The sequence below is a fragment of the Rothia sp. HMSC065G12 genome, assembly GCF_001811455.1.
Classification (GTDB): Bacteria; Actinomycetota; Actinomycetes; order Actinomycetales; family Micrococcaceae; genus Rothia; species Rothia dentocariosa.
Genome location: NZ_KV804808.1, coordinates 25,901 through 42,629, shown reverse-complemented (window position 1 = coordinate 42,629; position 16,729 = coordinate 25,901). Strand labels below are relative to the sequence as shown.

General features: G+C 55.1%; 18 protein-coding genes and 1 tRNA gene. 8 read left to right on the top strand and 11 right to left on the bottom strand.

Annotated features, from left to right (window positions below; all coding sequences use genetic code 11):
* Window positions 1-265: 265 nt before the first annotated feature.
* The 3 genes from HMPREF2804_RS02495 to HMPREF2804_RS02485 all read left to right on the top strand — a co-directional run bounded on the left by HMPREF2804_RS02495 (window position 266) and on the right by HMPREF2804_RS02485 (window position 2,043).
* A complete protein-coding gene (locus HMPREF2804_RS02495) occupies window positions 266-703 on the top strand; it encodes a putative immunity protein (protein ID WP_070448459.1) in 438 nt (145 codons plus the stop codon).
* A gap of 187 nt (window positions 704-890) precedes the next feature.
* Window positions 891-1,451: a hypothetical protein gene (locus HMPREF2804_RS02490; protein WP_048754710.1), complete on the top strand. Its 561-nt coding sequence runs from the start codon at window positions 891-893 to the stop codon at window positions 1,449-1,451.
* A 283-nt stretch (window positions 1,452-1,734) separates the two neighbouring features.
* Complete coding sequence (locus HMPREF2804_RS02485) at window positions 1,735-2,043, top strand: hypothetical protein (protein WP_246822538.1); 309 nt, start codon at window positions 1,735-1,737, stop codon at window positions 2,041-2,043.
* Between the two features lie 18 nt (window positions 2,044-2,061).
* Here the strand turns inward: HMPREF2804_RS02485 and HMPREF2804_RS02480 are convergent, their stop codons facing one another.
* On the bottom strand, window positions 2,062-2,382 hold the full coding sequence (locus HMPREF2804_RS02480; protein ID WP_013398181.1) for a hypothetical protein: 321 nt from the start codon (window positions 2,380-2,382) through the stop codon (window positions 2,062-2,064).
* A gap of 189 nt (window positions 2,383-2,571) precedes the next feature.
* Here HMPREF2804_RS02480 and HMPREF2804_RS02475 point away from each other — a divergent pair, with 189 nt between their 5' ends.
* Both HMPREF2804_RS02475 and HMPREF2804_RS11395 read left to right on the top strand, forming a co-directional pair.
* A complete protein-coding gene (locus HMPREF2804_RS02475) occupies window positions 2,572-3,489 on the top strand; it encodes a LysR family transcriptional regulator ArgP (RefSeq protein ID WP_070448457.1) in 918 nt (305 codons plus the stop codon).
* Between the two features lie 444 nt (window positions 3,490-3,933).
* Window positions 3,934-4,065 (top strand): hypothetical protein, encoded by a 132-nt coding sequence (locus HMPREF2804_RS11395; protein WP_256387480.1) that lies wholly within the window; start codon window positions 3,934-3,936, stop codon window positions 4,063-4,065.
* A gap of 61 nt (window positions 4,066-4,126) precedes the next feature.
* Here HMPREF2804_RS11395 and HMPREF2804_RS02470 read toward each other — a convergent pair whose 3' ends face one another.
* Window positions 4,127-4,336, bottom strand: coding sequence for a long-chain fatty acid--CoA ligase (locus HMPREF2804_RS02470; protein WP_070448456.1), 210 nt, complete (start codon window positions 4,334-4,336; stop codon window positions 4,127-4,129).
* Between the two features lie 10 nt (window positions 4,337-4,346).
* Entirely contained in the window at window positions 4,347-4,688 is a 342-nt protein-coding gene (locus tag HMPREF2804_RS02465) for a cell division protein CrgA (protein WP_048754707.1), read from the bottom strand.
* 157 nt (window positions 4,689-4,845) lie between these two features.
* Between HMPREF2804_RS02465 and HMPREF2804_RS02460 the strand changes: the two genes are divergently transcribed.
* From HMPREF2804_RS02460 to HMPREF2804_RS02455, 3 genes are read left to right on the top strand one after another with little or no spacing between them, the layout of a single operon-like run.
* Entirely contained in the window at window positions 4,846-5,598 is a 753-nt protein-coding gene (locus HMPREF2804_RS02460) for a class E sortase (RefSeq protein WP_070448455.1), read from the top strand.
* A gap of 16 nt (window positions 5,599-5,614) precedes the next feature.
* Complete coding sequence (locus tag HMPREF2804_RS11065) at window positions 5,615-5,776, top strand: hypothetical protein (protein WP_004006314.1); 162 nt, start codon at window positions 5,615-5,617, stop codon at window positions 5,774-5,776.
* Window positions 5,777-5,799: 23 nt separating this feature from the next.
* Window positions 5,800-6,432 (top strand): aminodeoxychorismate/anthranilate synthase component II, encoded by a 633-nt coding sequence (locus tag HMPREF2804_RS02455; protein WP_070448454.1) that lies wholly within the window; start codon window positions 5,800-5,802, stop codon window positions 6,430-6,432.
* Window positions 6,433-6,592: 160 nt separating this feature from the next.
* On the opposite strand, the gene pknB is transcribed toward HMPREF2804_RS02455, so the two are convergent.
* From pknB to HMPREF2804_RS02415, 8 genes are all read right to left on the bottom strand, one after another.
* Window positions 6,593-8,722, bottom strand: a complete 2,130-nt coding sequence (gene pknB / locus HMPREF2804_RS02450) for a Stk1 family PASTA domain-containing Ser/Thr kinase (RefSeq protein ID WP_070627120.1) — start codon at window positions 8,720-8,722, stop codon at window positions 6,593-6,595.
* Between the two features lie 48 nt (window positions 8,723-8,770).
* A complete protein-coding gene (locus HMPREF2804_RS02445; RefSeq protein ID WP_070448452.1) occupies window positions 8,771-10,495 on the bottom strand; it encodes a protein kinase domain-containing protein in 1,725 nt (574 codons plus the stop codon).
* Window positions 10,492-11,931: a peptidoglycan D,D-transpeptidase FtsI family protein gene (locus tag HMPREF2804_RS02440; RefSeq protein ID WP_070448451.1), complete on the bottom strand. Its 1,440-nt coding sequence runs from the start codon at window positions 11,929-11,931 to the stop codon at window positions 10,492-10,494. Before HMPREF2804_RS02440 ends, HMPREF2804_RS02445 begins: the two co-directional genes overlap by 4 nt.
* Window positions 11,924-13,396: an FtsW/RodA/SpoVE family cell cycle protein gene (locus HMPREF2804_RS02435; RefSeq protein WP_179291544.1), complete on the bottom strand. Its 1,473-nt coding sequence runs from the start codon at window positions 13,394-13,396 to the stop codon at window positions 11,924-11,926. The genes HMPREF2804_RS02440 and HMPREF2804_RS02435 overlap by 8 nt, the downstream gene beginning before the upstream one ends.
* The gene (locus HMPREF2804_RS02430; RefSeq protein WP_070554994.1) at window positions 13,380-14,966 is read right to left on the bottom strand and encodes a PP2C family protein-serine/threonine phosphatase; all 1,587 of its coding nucleotides are present in this window, start codon (window positions 14,964-14,966) and stop codon (window positions 13,380-13,382) included. The genes HMPREF2804_RS02435 and HMPREF2804_RS02430 overlap by 17 nt, the downstream gene beginning before the upstream one ends.
* Window positions 14,967-14,969: 3 nt before the next feature.
* Window positions 14,970-15,446: an FHA domain-containing protein FhaB/FipA gene (locus HMPREF2804_RS02425; RefSeq protein ID WP_004006321.1), complete on the bottom strand. Its 477-nt coding sequence runs from the start codon at window positions 15,444-15,446 to the stop codon at window positions 14,970-14,972.
* Window positions 15,446-16,354: an FhaA domain-containing protein gene (locus tag HMPREF2804_RS02420; RefSeq protein ID WP_048780282.1), complete on the bottom strand. Its 909-nt coding sequence runs from the start codon at window positions 16,352-16,354 to the stop codon at window positions 15,446-15,448. The genes HMPREF2804_RS02425 and HMPREF2804_RS02420 overlap by 1 nt, the downstream gene beginning before the upstream one ends.
* A gap of 252 nt (window positions 16,355-16,606) precedes the next feature.
* Window positions 16,607-16,693, bottom strand: a tRNA-Leu gene (locus HMPREF2804_RS02415).
* Window positions 16,694-16,729 lie beyond the last annotated feature (36 nt).

The window sequence follows — 16,729 nt, the reverse complement described above, 5'->3', positions numbered from 1 at the left end:
TGTTTGCGTTCGCTGTATAGTTTTGAAACAACAAACCTGAGGGTTTGTTAGTTAATTACATATGTATGGAAGAGACCCCGTGAGGGGTCTCTTTTGTTTTAACCGCTGATTTGCATTCTCCTTGAGAGCTATCGGCTCTGCTGTGTTCTCATAGCGTGCGTTGGTGAATACTCTAAAGGCTAAGAAGACCTCATGAAATATAATCGGCGCATCAGGGCGTTGAAAATCTGTGAGAGCGCGTATGCTTTCTTGTTATCTTAGGGGCATGGAGACTTTACAATCTGCCCCAGACCCGAAGGATTTGACGCTATCGATAGATGAGAGGCGTGAACTTATCGTCTGGGCGGCAGACTGTATGTATCGGATACTGCCTATTTTCGAGAAGCAGTATCCTGCTGATCCTAGGCTTCAGCAGGGGCTTGCTGCGATCGCTGAGTTCAACCGCGGTGCATTATCAGTTGGAACTATGCGTCAGCACGCTTTGCTCTGCCATGCTACGACCCGGGACTGTAAGACCCCGTCTGCGCAAGCCGTAGCTAGAGCCTGCGGACACGCGATTGCCATAGCCCATATGGGTGCCCATGCACGCAATATTGAGCGATATACTCGCAAAGTGCTTTCGGGAGAACCTTTGACCGAAGAGCTCGAATGGCAACGGTCACATATTCCTGCTCGATTTTTCAGCTATGTTTTTGCGCGCTAAGCAGCGTATACCCACACGTAGAATTTCGAAAGCCAGAGAAGTCCTTTTTACCGGTCTGTGATAGCGTGCCTGAGGCTTCATCACGGGAATACTAATACCAATCGTTGCACATTCTTCTGAACGAGTTTCTGGAACGTTTACTGTATCAAGTACCGACGAATACCTGTTCTCGCGTTAGAGTGAATGTATGGAGTATCCGCTTTTTTCAGACCGACAGCAGGAACCGTATACGGGAGAGGACACCTCAAAATACCGGACGGTGGCGCTCACCGCCGAGGTTAAGCTGCCTTTAGCGGAACTATGGCTGGCGTGCACCGAGTATATCCATCTGTGGTGGCCGCGGGAGCTTCTGCGGGACGAAGAAAGCTATCTGGAGCTTACGGATACAGTTCTTACCGAAGAAGACCCGCAGGGGTATGTAACAACTCTTGCTGAGGTAATCTACTATGAGCCCGAGGACGTGTTGGGCTTTTTGCCTCTGCCCGATACTAAACTGCATCAGCTTCTACGTGATGACAGCGGGTTTAGCCTACTTTTCGACGAAGACGGCGCAGAATCTTCGCTTATGGAAATCACCTCTGGTTTAGCGAAACCCCGTGAACTTGCGGCTGAGTACGACGAGCTGGGTGTTTATACGATCCAACGTTATGGCGCAGAACTTATTTTGAAGGCGTGCGCCCGATTCTTTGGGGCTGAACTTCGAGCAGAGTCTCTTGTATCGGGTATGCTTGACAGCTATGAGCGCTAGGCATGCCGTATCGGAACGAGGTATCGCAGACAGTACAGTACAAGAGAAGAGGCCGAGCACGACATTACCGTTCATCGCTCTTTGTCGATTGGGCAGTGGCTGAACCTGCTGGCAATCCCGATCTTGGGGCAGCTGATTCAAACTGTTTTCTTCGCTGCTGGTGTTCGGTTTCTTCTCATGGTTTGCTTCTGTGGCGGTTACCGACCAAACCATCGAGCTGTGAGTAGGAACCAAGCCCGAACATCTGAAAATTTTAGACCTTGAAGTCAACTACAACGCGGTCATGCTTAAGGTGACGATGATCGTTGCGGTATCCTCTGGGCTGAGCTTTGTGGCGACGACCAGCAGCGACGGTCGGCACGCGCTTGACTTCTTAGAACCGATGGTGCTGCGTCTGCGAAAAATCCTGATAATTCGAGATATATACTCTCCATTTTCAGGTACGGGCGCCGAAGAGACACTGGAGGGCTATGAACTGTGGTCCGCATCGGCGCAAGAAGATAGTACAGAGCCCGTTGCATCTACCGATAAGGAGACGGTGAAGGATAATGGTCTCGAAGAAGCCACTGAATCCGGGAGTACAGACTCATAGCCAGAGGTGAAGGTGGGCTCATAGCGCCTCGATCACAATGCCGCCAAAACGGGCATTCTTTGCCTCGCAGGTTATTCCATCAACGTAGCAGGTTGAACTGGAGTAGGTTTCTTGCAGCCCGGTATTGGCGTAATATCCGTAAAATCCGCCAAGCAGTGTTACACCTGAGCTGTTGGGAGTCGGCAGCACCTGTATATCGTAGAAAACAACCGGGCGGCCAGACCGGTCAGTCACCCGTGCAGAACATTCGGGACAGAGCGAGCGAGGATAACGTTCTAAAGTCTTCACGGGCTTGGAACAAACGGGGCATGCAATTTCCATGAATGGTGGCTTGACCATGGAGGATATCCTTCGGGTGGTTAGATGACAATGTAGACACGTTGGATGGGGATAGTCCCATTGCTTTTATCTTAGAGGTGTGCATCCAAGGTGAAAATGGTGTACGTCAAATAGAACATAGGCAGGGCGCAAAGGTCTGAAAACCCCGTAAACCTAGCTAAGTTATTTCAACGTACGTAAGATGTTCTTATGACACGTTTTACGACCGACCATCTCAAAACATTCGTTACGGTCATCGAGTACGGTACTTTCGACGCTGCTGCCGACATTCTTGGGGTTAGCCCCTCCGCAATATCACAGCGTGTAAAAACAATGGAACAGCTGGCCGGTAAAGTTCTGCTGCAGCGCACCAACCCGGTTACCCCAACAGCCTCCGGGCAGAGCGTGTTACGTATTGCCCGGCAAAGTGAATTCCTACAGCTTGAACTGGAACGAGAACTCATGGGCGAGGGTGGATTCCAGACAGTCTCTATAGCCCTGAACGCCGATTCTTTAGCAACGTGGTTTTTGGAGGCCATACGCACGCTCGCTCAGGAGGACGAAATTTTCTGTGACCTGCGGCGTGAAGGTGAATTTCATTCCTCAGCCCTTCTGCGTACCGGGGAAGTTATGGCTGCCATAACCTCACAGCCCGGGAAAATCCCCGGATGCTCGGTAGATTACCTGGGCGTGGCGCGTTACTGGTGTGTGGCATCGCCAGCGTATGTGGATCGTTACCTTCCGGGGTTCCCTGCGAAGACTACCCGTGATGATCTGAACCGGGCACCAGTGGTGGAATATGATCGTAAAGACTTTGTGCAGGATGCTGCCCGCGCTCTGATTGAGGAAGACCTAAAACTGCCCAGAGCCGAATTCGAGCAGAGCCCAACGCTCTATATTCCTTCATCACCAGATTACGCGCAGGCGGTCTACGAGGGCATTGCGTGGGGATTGCTGCCGGAGGCACAGTGTAGCGAATATTTCGCCGCCCAAACACTTGTGAAACTCGCTCAGAACCCTGTGGAGTTCCCACTTTACTGGCAGCACTGGAATATCAACTCGCCCGTTCTGGAAAAAGTTAGTCGTCGGGTTGCTGATGCGGCTCATCAGGGGCTCTTGAACTCATGACGGACAGCTAGGGGCGAACGACATCAAACGCACCGCACCCAATTCTGCATCGCACGGATTCACCCTGTGGCTGATAACGCTCAACTTCGTGGCGGTATTCTACTGGTTATGACTTTACTTCCACGATCGCCTTGGCAGCATTCCTGGTGGTGTTGGCGCTGTTGCAGATTATGTTGCGGCCTTTATTTGCTACGCTTGCTGCTACACAAACCATTGTTTTTACTAGCCCCTTAAAACTTCAATTGACTAGTATATATGCTTATATTGGAATATTCGCATATAAAGATCTTGGCAGTATTTTCTACTGCACGTCGCATCGATGAAGCGCCCTAGAATCTTGTTCACACGGGTACTGTTCTACGTCATCTTTGCGCTCTGCACAGGGATTCTCGGGTGTATACCCCCGTATATGACACAGCATGTGGAACGACTCAAAGAAAGTGCGTGCCACAGGCCGACCTCATGCAGCACACAGCGCTGACCCAGACGATGGTGGAGCTGATCGTCATGATCGTATTCGTGCGGATTCTGCAGCCCCTGCGCGAAGAACCAGTCGCAGAGCCTCAGCACGATTAAAAGCAAGAAGAACGCGGCGGGCGCACCCCAAGGATACAGCACCGCCTCGCTTATACGTGATCTAACGGAAGAAAAGAGACGCCAACCAGAATAACGCCGCAGCGACGATAAACCCGATCAACGCCCAGCGGCGCAGCCTTGCCTCCACACGGGCGGCACGAATATCCGCACGTTTTGAAATATCCTCGGTACTCCGCATGGGATCGGAGGTAGAGCCATGCGGGGCATCCTGAGATTCTTGAGGCGAAGGAGACCCATCCGATTCGGACATAGCCCTAAACCTAACGCCACCGAGTCATCATGACCATACCCACCATCATGGCACCCACGCCAATAGTCACATTCCACATGCCAATACCGGGCACAGGAAGCCGACCCTCAAAAATGTAATACGCAATAATCCAGAGAATACCCAGCGCAACGAGCGAAAACATCACTACTCGATACCACAGGGGAGTACCCTCTCTCTGTGTCCCGCTCGTTTCCATCTCGCGAGCGACCTCCAACAGACGGAGCTCGCTCGCATCTTCTTCAACGACCTTAGCCGATTTCTTGTCTTGTGACTTCTTTGACTTAGTATTGGCAGTCTTTTTCGACTTTTTCGCAGTCGACTTAGGGGACATATTTTCCTCCGCCTCAGATGTATGGGTAACCTTATGTAGTACGTTAAAAACTATCTTTGCAGACTCGCGGGATGATTTCACCTTTCACCGGCGTTGTCATTAAAGAAAGTGTAATGACTGGGACGGTAACATCCCGCTATGGAGGACACCCAAAACTATGGCGCATGCATCCGCGAAAGCGCATCAGGCAGTTCAGCCTCATAAATCTATTCTGCGGTGGACCATCCAAATCACGGGTGAGCTTCTGATCACCGTTGGTCTTGTGCTGCTGCTCTTTGTCGTGTGGCAGCTCTGGTGGACCAATATAGACGCAAACCGTTCACAGTCCCAAGCCGTCGATTCCCTGACGCACGAGTTCAGCTCCGCCGCGCCAGTCGAACAGTGGGATCCCCAAAATCCCCCGGAGCCTGAAGCCGAACCCGAACACGGAAAAGGATTCGGGGTTGTCTACATTCCCCGGTTTGGTGCAGACTACCAGCGCCCCGCCGCGCAGGGTACCAGCGCAGACGTGATCGATACCCTCGGTTTGGGACACTACGACGGAACCGCCATGCCGGGCGGCGTGGGCAACTTCGCGCTCGCAGGGCACCGGCAGACACGCGGGGCAGTGCTCGACTATATCGATAAGCTGCAGGTGGGCGATCACATTTATGTGCGCACCAAAGACGGCTACTACACCTACACCGTGTACGAGCATGTGATTGTGCAGCCTGACAATATTGAGGTGATCGAGCCGGTTCCGAGCAAACCCGGACAAGAGCCCACGGAGCGCATTATGACGCTCACGACCTGTCACCCGCGTTACGGTGACACAGAACGTTATATTGTGCACGCCCGTTTTGAATCCTGGCAGCCTAACTCTGCTGGCGCGCCTGCGGAAATTGCCCAAGCAGCCCAGAACCCCGCCTAACCCGAGAGGATATAACATGTACGGTTGGATTTTTCGTCATCTTCCCGGACCTCTATGGGTTCGCATTATCATTGCTATTCTGCTTATCGCCGTGATCGTATACGCCCTCATGGAATTTGTGTTTCCGAATTTTGCCGAGTACGGTCCGTTCAACTTTGACGTTACCATCAACCATTAGCGGCGCTTGCCAAAGGAGAAGCCATGACCCGCATCCTGGTTATCGATAATTACGATAGTTTTGTGTTCACTCTCGTCGGATATCTGCAGCAGCTCGGAGCTGAAACAACCGTAATCCGTAATGACGAGTATGACCTTGATACCGTGCTCACAATGGCTGCCGAGTATGACGGTCTGCTCATCTCTCCGGGGCCGGGTGCGCCTGCAGAGGCCGGGGTCATTATCGATACCATTCGCTGGGCTGCGCAGACTCATAAACCCCTGCTCGGCGTGTGTCTGGGGCATCAAGCTATCGCGGAGGCGTTTGGCGGTACCGTCACGCACGCCCCCGAGCTGATGCACGGCAAGACTTCAACCTTGGTTCACGAGAATGACTCGGTGTTCAAAGGCGTACCGAACCCCTTCACTGCGACTCGCTACCATTCGCTGGCGGTCGTCCCAGAGACTATGCCTGAGGTCTTGGAAACCACCTCGACGACTGAGAGCGGCATTATTATGGGGCTGCGGCACCGGGATGCGCCCATGCATGGCGTGCAGTTCCACCCGGAATCCGTGCTTACCGAGAGCGGTTATCTGATGCTGGGTAATTGGCTGGAAGAAACGGGGTTTGAGGGGGCCGCTGAGCGTGCCAAATCGTTGTCCCCACTAATTGCCTAGCGGGCAGCGGTAAAGGCGCCTGACAGACCCAAGTAGGTCTGTCAGGCGCCTTCTCTATGTGTGCGGTACAGCCGAAGAAATATATGTGGGGCGTGCTTTAGATTCAAATTCTAAAGCACGCCCCACATATATGACCAGGATTTACCTGAGCAAACCAGCCTTACCTTTCTTCTTTCTCTTCATTCTCCTTGCCGTTTTGTACGGCCTTGGATGAAGGAGCAGCGGCACTTGGCGTTGCAGAAGGTACAGGAGCGTTGCCCTGCTGGCCCTGTTGACCTTGCTGTTGTTGATTCTGCTGCTGATTGCCCTGCTGGCGCTGGGTGTTGTTGTTATTATTCGTCGACGGGGTAGTCGCACGCGGTGAGGCAGATGCGGTCGCCGCCGGGGCAGCCGCTACACGAATAGTAACAGTGCTGTTCTGGGCCACCAGAGTACCCGCAGCGGAGCTCTGAGAAATCACCGTATTCGGTGCCGCAGAGCTTGTCTGAACGGTCTCAATATTGGTGTTGAGCAGAACATCGGACGCAGTCAGAGCTTCAATAGCCTGATCCTTCGTCAGACCCACGAGCGAAGGAACCTTGACCTTACCGGAGGACAGCACCAGGTTTACGTTGCTGCCAGCCTCGATCGTGGTCTTACCGTTGGCATCGGTTTCAGCCTTCTCAGGCTCTAGAGAAACTACCATACCGGCGGGAACAGATGCGCTCTCAACGGTGCTGACGCGACCATCCTTAAGGCCGAGCTCCTTCAGAGCGTTGCGCACATAGGCTTCGCTCTGACCCTGCAGGTTATCGGGCAGGGTTACGCGCTCGGGACCATTCGAGTAAGTTAGCGATACGGTAGAACCCTTAGCCGCCTTCGTACCCTCGCCAGGGCTGACGCTAATAACATCGCCCTTCTTCACGTTCTCGGAGTATGCCCCGCGGCTCTCCACGGCAAAACCAGCATTGCGCAGCTGGTTCTCGGCATCGTCCTTCGACTGGTTCATCACGGTAGGAATAGCGACCTGCGGAACTTCATTGAGCTTGCCCTGGTAGTACAGGAACGAGCCGATACCCAGCAGAAGCGATGCTGCAATAGCAAGACCAACGAGGAAACGAACCCAGGTTCGCTTACGGGGTTGCTCGGCGGGAAGGAACTCTTCCTCTTCAACAAATTCTTCCCCGCCGTACTCATCGTCATCGAAGAAACCGTTGAGGTTCGCGTCTTCAACAGGAGTCGAAACCTGCGGCATGGTCGTGGTGTAGGCATCGAAATCAACCTCACCCGTACCGGTTCCTGCCGCACCCGCTGCGGGAGCCTCAAGAGGCGCAAAAGCGGTGGTCATGGAGTCATCAGGAACCTGTTGCGGCATACCGCCGCCAATCTGCAGACCCGCTCCCTGACGGATCGCCTGCGAAAACTCATCGGCGGTCTGGTAACGATCATCCGGGTTCTTGGCAAGACCTCGAAGAATAACTTCATCAAGCTCAGGGGGTACGCTCAGCGGGCTAAAGGTACTCGGTGCGGCGGGAGTCTCGGTAAGATGCTTTGCCGCCAAGTCAACGTTAGTTTCCGCATCGAAGGGGGAACGTCCAGCAACCATTTCATACAGCACACATGCTGCCGAATAAAGGTCGCTTCTCGCGTCGACTTCTTTACCACTGACCTGCTCGGGAGACATGTAGCGTGCGCTACCCATCACCACATTGGCCTTTGTCAGAGCCTCGCCAGCCTCTTCAATAGCTCGGGCGATGCCGAAGTCCATCACCTTAATCTGACCCGGCTGCCCCTTCGCGGCGTCGTCCTCGGTTCGGGGAAGCACCATAATATTCGCGGGCTTAATATCGCGGTGGATAATACCCATCGAATGACTGTATTTCAGAGCGCTCAAAAGCTGCTCTGCGTAGCCCACCGCATCACGCACGGGAATGTACCCGCCCGACGAAAGCACACTGCGCAGCGTCCTGCCATCAACGTATTCCATAACGATGTACGGGATCTTAGCCTCGTCATCGTCGGCGGCATCATCAACGCCATATCCGCTGTTGGGATCTGACGGGGAATAAGCGCCCGTGTCGTACACCGCAACGATACCGGGGTTGTTCAGGGATGCGACAGCCTCCGCCTCACGTTTAAACCGTGAACGGAAGGTTTTGTCTTGGGCCTGCTCCGGGCGCAGGATCTTCATCGCGACCTTACGACCGAGACGAGTATCCTCCGCCGCGTATACGGTAGCCATCGCACCGGTACCGATAACATCGAGTACCTTATAACGGCCATCTACCGTTTCAGGAACCAACAGGTCCATACGTTCTCCTGGGGTAAAAATAGTTTTTGATGTGAGTGGACTCAGACACTAACGCCCAGTACGAGGACTAGAAGAAGTCGACGCGCTTGAAGGCGTAGCTGCGGATGGCGACGAGTCAGAATCCGTCCTCGTACCTGATTTCTCGTTAGCTACATACATCTCTACCATACTAGGAACTGACACTTTAGTGCCAGGAGAGGGGCTGGTACGCAGCACCGTACCGGGCTGTGCAGTCTCAGAGTATTCGAGGTGAATACGAACATTAACGCCAAGTGAAGTAATCGAAGGCGCAGCTTCTTCGTAGTTCTTTCCTTCAACGTTCGGAAGAGACACTGACTTAGAACCGCTTGAATAACGCACGGTAATGGTGCTGCCCTCGTCTACCGAACCAGCCGGTGAAATCGACAGAACGGTGTTGGCGGGCTCTTCAGACTCAACACTTTCAGTCCTGGGCGAAAGACCCAGGTTCTTCAGGTCATTGACAACATCCTGAAGGGGACGACCCTCGTAGCTGCGTGCCTGCAGGTTAATTTTCTGCTTCTGAGTACTGCTTGCAGCCGAGGACTCCTCGCTCGGGGTGGCTACCGTGACAGTCCCTGCCGCAGAGCTGGGTGCTGCCGAGCTGGTGGTATTCGGAGTGGGGGTTGCACGGCTGTTGGCCGCCCAGACAGCCCAGAGGATACCGAGAATAAGCACAAGTGCCGCCACAATAGCGACGATCCATACCCAGTTGCGTTTCTTCGGACCCTGTTGTGCCGTACGTGCGGCCGCAGCCTTTGACCCGGGCTCAGGAATCGGAGCGGTCGAAGGACCGGGCGTGAAGTGCGACCCAGATCCGAACTTCGGAGCGGCGGATGCCGAAATAGGCTCGGCGATCAGGGAGGTCTGGGCGGTATCCAGATTCTCCGGCAAGAACGCCTCCAGCGTGGGCACGGCCTTAATCGCCGCAGGAATATCGCGACGGCGAATAGCATCAATAGCGGATGCCAGCGCGGTAGCATCCTTAGGACGCTCCGCAGGATCCTTAGCAAGCAGGCACATAATCAAGGCGCGGGCGGGCGCCGGGATGCTCTCCGGCAGCGGCGGTGGCGGATCGTTCACCTGAGCTAGAGCAATCGCGATCTGTGATTCACCCGTGAACGGGCGGTGACCGACCAGGCACTCGTACCCGATAATACCCAGCGAGTACATATCGGAGGACGGGGTTGCAGGTTGACCGGTTGCCTGTTCGGGCGCCAAATACTGGGCTGTACCCATCACCTGACCAGTAGCGGTCAGCGGAACCTGGTTCGCAAGCCTAGCAATACCGAAGTCGGTAACCTTCACCCGGTCATCCGGGGTGATCATTAGGTTACCGGGCTTCACATCGCGGTGCACGAGGCCCTGAGCATGTGCAGCAGCCAACGCGCGAGCCGTCTGCGCAATAAAGTTCAGGATACGATCCGGCGGCAGCGTGCCGTCGCGCTCGATGATGCTCGACAGCGGCTCACCCGGAACCAGCTCCATCACCAAGTATGCAGAGTTATCCTCTTCACCGTAATCGAACATATTGGCAACACCGGGGTGGTTCAGGAGCGCAGTATGGCGCGCCTCCGCACGGAAACGCTCCAAGAACCCGGGGTCACCCGTATACTCCTCTTTCAGGATTTTAACGGCGACGGTGCGTCCGAGAACCTTGTCGCGAGCTTTCCAGACCTCACCCATACCGCCGATAGCGATACGTTCGGTTAGGGTGTAGCGCCCGCCCAAGGTGATATCAGCCGAAGGCCTCACTTGTTCAACACCGCCTCAAAAAGTTGTTTACCTGCATTTGTCGAAAGCTGGGAACCGGTTGTTGCATCCATATCCTCATAGACCACCGCAATGGCGATCTGAGGATCATCGGCGGGTGCAAACCCGGTAAACCAAGAGTTATTCAAACCACCCGTAGTTTCTGCGGTACCGGTCTTACCAGCAACCTTATACCCGGGCACGCCTGCGTTACGGGCAATACCGTTATCCACAGAGTTCACCATCCATTGTTTCACCTGATCGGCGACTTTAGTAGAAGTTGAGGTGCGCAACTTCTCGGGTGAGAACTCGTAGAGCACGCTCAAGTTACTGGTTTTGACAGAACGAATCATATTGGGCTTCATCTGCACACCGCCGTTAGCGATCGCAGCAGAAGTCATCGCCACCTGCAGCGGGGTGGTGCGTACATCGTACTGACCCACGGATGCCTGCGCCAGCTGGCTCTGCGACATACCCTTCGGGAAGCTCGACTTAGCCACCGCCAGCGGAATCTTCAAATCCTGACCATAACCAAAGTTTTCGGCAGTCCTAGAGATCCTATCTTCACCCAAATCCATTGCGATCTGCGCAAAAGGAGTGTTGCAGGACTGCGCCATAGCCCATTCAATCGTAGCCTTGGTGCGTCCTCCACACTGACCGCCCGCAAAGTTCGGAAGCGACACATTGGTTCCCGGAAGGGGAAGCTGTGCGGGGTTATCGATTGTGGAGTTCGCATCATATTTGCCGGACTCCAAAGCTGCGACGGCATCAATAATTTTGAAGGTTGAGCCGGGCGAATAGGTGTTACCCGCAATAGCACGGTTGTAAAGCGGGTTATTCGGATTCGAGTTCAGTTCCTCATAGTTGCTGACTACCGTAGACCCATCGTGGGATGCGAGCGTATTCGGGTCATATGAGGGAGACGAGGCCATCGCCAAGATTTCGCCAGTCTTGGGGTTGATCGCCACAATAGAACCCTTACGACCCTGCAGCAGGTTGTTAGCAAGCTCCTGAAGCTTGGAATCCACGGTGAGCTCGACGCTCGCACCGCGTGCCGAAGAACCCGAGAAGAGCTGAGCAACACGATCGTAGAACTGGCTGTCGGAAGTACCCGAAAGCTCCTTGTCCATAGCGGACTCGACACCGGTAGAACCATACACTGACGAGAAATAACCCGTCAGCGCCGCATACTTTTCCGGCTCAGAGTACACGCGCTGATAGTTATACTCATCATCCGATTTCACCGACGAGGCGATTTCGGTTCCATCGACCACGATAGAGCCACGGTTGGCACCGTAGTTATCGTACAGAGAACGCGAGTTCCACGGGTTATCTTTGAGAGATTCGGTGTCGAAGAATTGGATATAGCTCAACGTACCCATGAGCAGGATAAAAACGCAACCTGCGGCCATCCACATGCGGCGAATTGCCCTATCCATTGCGGTCACCTCCTGCTTGTTGAGTTGAAATACGGGCGAGAACGCTGGTTGCGCCCTCAGATTCATAGCTGTAGTCTTCGTGGTCGATACTTTCGGGAACGTCGAACCCGACCACGACGTGAGGCGCTCGCGCGGTATGCGAAATCGAAAGCCACAACGCCACGATAATCCAGTTTGCCACCAGGGATGAACCACCGGCAGACATAAACGGTGTGGTCAAACCGGTCAGCGGAATTAACCGGGTTACACCGCCAACCACCACGAAGAGCTGAAGCACCATAACCGTGGAAAGGCCCGCCGCCAAGAGCTTGCCGAAACCGTCACGAGTGCCCAACGCCGCGCGGTAGCCACGCGAGATGAGGATGAGGAACATCATCAAAATAGCGCCCAGGCCGATCAGACCGAGTTCCTCACCGAGAGAAGTAATAATCATGTCCGAGTTAGCGAACGGCACCAAAGAGGTAAGGCCCTGACCCCATCCACGGCCAAAGAGACCGCCGTAGGACAGACCGAAAATACCCTGAAGGATCTGACCGGAACCACCGCTGGAGGACATATAGACCTCGGGATCAAAGGCGTGCATCCAGCCATAGATACGGGCGTGCACGTGAGAAATGGAGTTATAGGCGAAGTATCCGCCAACCACCACGCCGACACCGCCGACTACAAGCCAGGAAATCTTGCCGGTCGAGAGGTACAGCATCGCCATGAACAGCCCAAAGAACAGGATTGCAGAACCCAGATCCTTCTGGAAAACCAACACACCGATGCTGACCATCCAGGCCAAGAAAATTGGGGTCAAATCGCGCAGACGCGGCAGATTGATGGGCCCCAGACGCTTACCCGCGGTGAGAATCAAATCGCGGTGTGTGGACAGGTAGCCCGCAAAGAAGATTGCCAGGGTAATCTTTGCAATTTCGCCGGGCTGGAAGGTACGCCCGCCGAGCCTGATCCAAATCCGTGCGCCGTTGATTTCGGTACCAAGGCCGGGGATAAGCGGCATGATAAGCAGGATGAAGGAGAGCACCAGCGAAATATAGGTAATCTTACGCAGCACTCGGTGATCCCGCAGGAAGTACAGCACAACGGAGCAGAGGATCATTGAGAAGCCCGTCCAGAACAGCTGGGACTCGCCCACTGGGGCCTTCTGCATGGCGGGATCCTTATCGATGCGGAAAATCATCGCCAGCCCGATTCCGTTGAGCGCCACAACAAGCGGCAGAATAAACGGATCGGCGTAACGCGCCCGGAACTGAAGCACCAGATGCGCGATGAGCGCGCACACGCCCAGCACCACGGTACCTTGAATCCACGGGTTCTTCCCCATATCCCACGCCGTTTCGGGGTCAATCAGGTACATGGAAAATGAGCCGATGCCGACCGCAACCACGAGCAGAACAAGCTCAATCAGGCGACGCGAACGGGGTATGTGTGCATCACGTAATAGCCTAGCCACGATTACCACCTTCCGTTGCTGAAGTTTTTTGACCTGTCTGCGCGCCGGACGAAGCCGCACCGGAAGGCTGTGTATTCCGGTCATCCTGCAGATTCACCTGAGCCTGCATGCGGTTTACGATAACCCGTGCATCGTCAAGATTATCCGCGTGAATCGTATTCTTCAAAAGCGTGCGTGTATGTTCGGGCAGCTGTGAAGTTTCCACTTCGCTTTCCTCGACCACATGGGAGAGATGGATTGGCCCCAACGACTGCGGAACACCGTTATAGACGGCGACCTTACCGTTATTTTCACCAACGTAGTAGCGGCCCTCAACCCATTTCAGCCCGCTCCAACCCGCAATGAGCGCCAGCACAAGGATTACTGCTGCACTCACCAGCAGAATCGGGCGCCGACGGCGTCGAATCGGGTCCGCCAGAAGCTCTTCAAGCTCGTCTGGCAGCTTTGCGGGTTCCTCGGTACTCATCGGCACGCGCTGCGCCAAAGAGGCCCGATGCTCCAGGGTGCGGCTCGTCACTGCCGGAATACGCCCGGTCTCTGTTGCCACGGCAGCGCTGCCCACCAGCTGATGCGGGCGAGAACCAAGCTCGTGGCGCAAAATGGCGGCATTTGTGCGGGCAAAGTACACCGCATCCTGATCGCTTGCGTCGCCATCGTGGGGGAAGGAATCTGTGAGGTCACGGGCGCGGCGGAACTTCTTGAGCGCGCGGTCGTGATCGGACAGACCCTCTTCGGCGTTTACTTCCTCGGTGATTTCCTCAAGCTCAGAGGTTGTCAGTGAGGTATCGATCTCGCCGGTCTCTGGCAGGGCAGAAGGACCTACAGGTTCGTCGGCGGGAAGTTCTTCGCGGTCAATAACCTGTACAACCACGACCGTCACGTTATCGGGTGCGCCGCCGTCGAGAGTCATCTGGATAAGAACGTCCGCGATCTCACCCAGATCATCTGTGGAACGCATGACGGCTTCGATCTCTTCATCAGAGACCACCGCCTCTAAACCATCGGAAGCAAGCACCCAGCGCTCACCAGGAATGGCTTCTAAAGTCTGCAGCTCAAGTTCGGGGGAGGCATCGACGTCGCCAAGCACGCGCATAATCACGTTGCGGTGCGGGTGATTCTCTGCCTCTTCGGGAGTGATGCGGCCCTCGTTGAGAAGACGCTGCACGAAGGTGTGATCGGTCGAAATCTGCTCGAAACCGCCGTCTTCATCGGCGCGTAAACGATAGGCTCGCGAGTCGCCAATATGGGCCATCTCGATCTTTTCGCCGTCCACCAGCAGAGCGGTGCAGGTGGTACCCATGCCCGCAAGGCGCTGATCACTGGTTGCCAGATCATTGATAATGGCGTTGGCACTTTGGATTTCGTCGGCGAGGTATATGCCGCCGGTACCGTCAAAGTCGGGGTGGTCCAAAGGGGTCAGGTTCAAAACGGCGGTAGCGGAAGCGACGTCACCACCGACGTGCCCGCCCATGCCGTCAGCAACAACAGCAAGATAACGCCCACCGTACCCGGAGTCGTCATTCTTGCTGCGTTTCACGCCCGTATCGGAACGGGCTTCAAAGCGAAAGGCTATCTTCAACGATTACCCCCTCAGCTGCATAGTCGTTCCGCCCACACGGAAATCGACACCCGGCTCAATAGCAGTAGCGCGGGTCAGCTTTTGGTTGTTTACGAATGTGCCGTTGGTTGAGCCCAAATCCTCCAAGAACCAGCGAGAACCCTGTGGGAACAGACGGGCATGGCGACCGGAGGCGTAATCGTCCTGCAACGAAACCTCAATATCATTGGCGCGACCGATAGTAACCGGGGAGTCACCCAACTGCATCATAGCTCCCGCCTGCACTCCCTTGGTGATCACCAAGCGGGAAGGACGTGCAGGAGGAGCTGCAATATGCTGCGGTTGCGGCTGCGAGTCTGCGGCAGATTCTACGGGTACGGAGCGGAAGTTCTTACCCAGCCCCAAATCGCGGCGGGCGGCTGCCACCACGAAAAACACAAAGAACCAGAGCAACCCCAAAAACGCAAAGCGCAGTATGGTTACAGTTAGCTCGGATGCCATTAACGTATACCTCCAGAGGCAATTGAGCGGAAGAGAACTCGGGCTCCGCCCAACTGTAGCACCGCTCCATCTTGGAGAACGGTAGGGGTTTTCAGCGGAAAACCATTCAGCCGGGTTCCATTGGTTGAGCCCAAGTCGGTGGCAACATAGTTGCCTCCCTGGCGGGAAATCTGTAGGTGGCGGCGCGAAATACCCTTGTCAGCCAGCCGCACGGACGCATCGGAACCGCGACCGATGACGAGAGGTGCCCCAGAAAGCTCATAGCGCTGCCCGTTAATATCCACAAAGGCATGATGCGCCGCAGCACGTTGCTGCTGCGGGGGGTTCTGCGGGGAACGCGGTTTCGGCGCGGACGCGGCAGGTGCCTGCTGTTGCTGCTGAGGCTGTTCCGTGCGGCGCGGCGGAGTAGCCCGCGGTTTTGTAATTCTGGTCGGCAGACCGGTATCACGAGCCGGGGCAACAGGGGCGTAGTCGGAGGCGCCGTGGGCGGCACCGGCGGGAGGAACATAGTTCGTCGCACCCGAGGGCGGAGCCTGGAACGCCTCAAAACTGGGCACAACCTCGAACTCGTCGGCTTCGAGATCGGCAATAGGACTGAAGGTAATACGTACAGCCCCAATCAGCGAATACCCCTGCGCACGCGCATGTGAAATAGCAAGATTGCACAGCTCAACCGCGAATGGGTTGCCCCACTCCCGCACGCGCGAAAAATCGGCGCTCGAAAAGCGAACGTTGAAGATATTTGGTGCCATCGTGTGACCGCCCTGGTCCACATATGAGGCATCATCCATCGACGTGCGAATACGGTTAGCTACATCAGCCTTTGCGAAGGTGCCAAAGCCTTTAGAAAAGCCAACGGTACGACCGATGCCTTGCTCCAGTCGTTCCAACTTGTCAAATAACTTCATTGCCTCCTCCTTTATGGCTCGGGCCGGATGTCACCCCTGGCATCCCGTGGTTGGGAACCCGAAGGGTTCAGTCTAGCTTTTGTAGCTGTGCATTTGCTGTGTTAGGTGTGAGTGCACACACCCAACTCTATTCTAGGGGATAGTGTGACCACCATGCCGATAATATACTTTTTACTCGTAAAATATAGACTCGAAAACCCCAAATGTTGCCGACACAACAAAAATCCCCGGCTCATCAGAACCGGGGATTGCTGGTGCGCGAGGGGGGAGTTGAACCCCCACGCCCTCACGGGCACACGGACCTGAACCGTGCGCGTCTGCCTATTCCGCCACTCGCGCAAGTGTCATACGACCCAAAGAGCCGCAGGCAACATA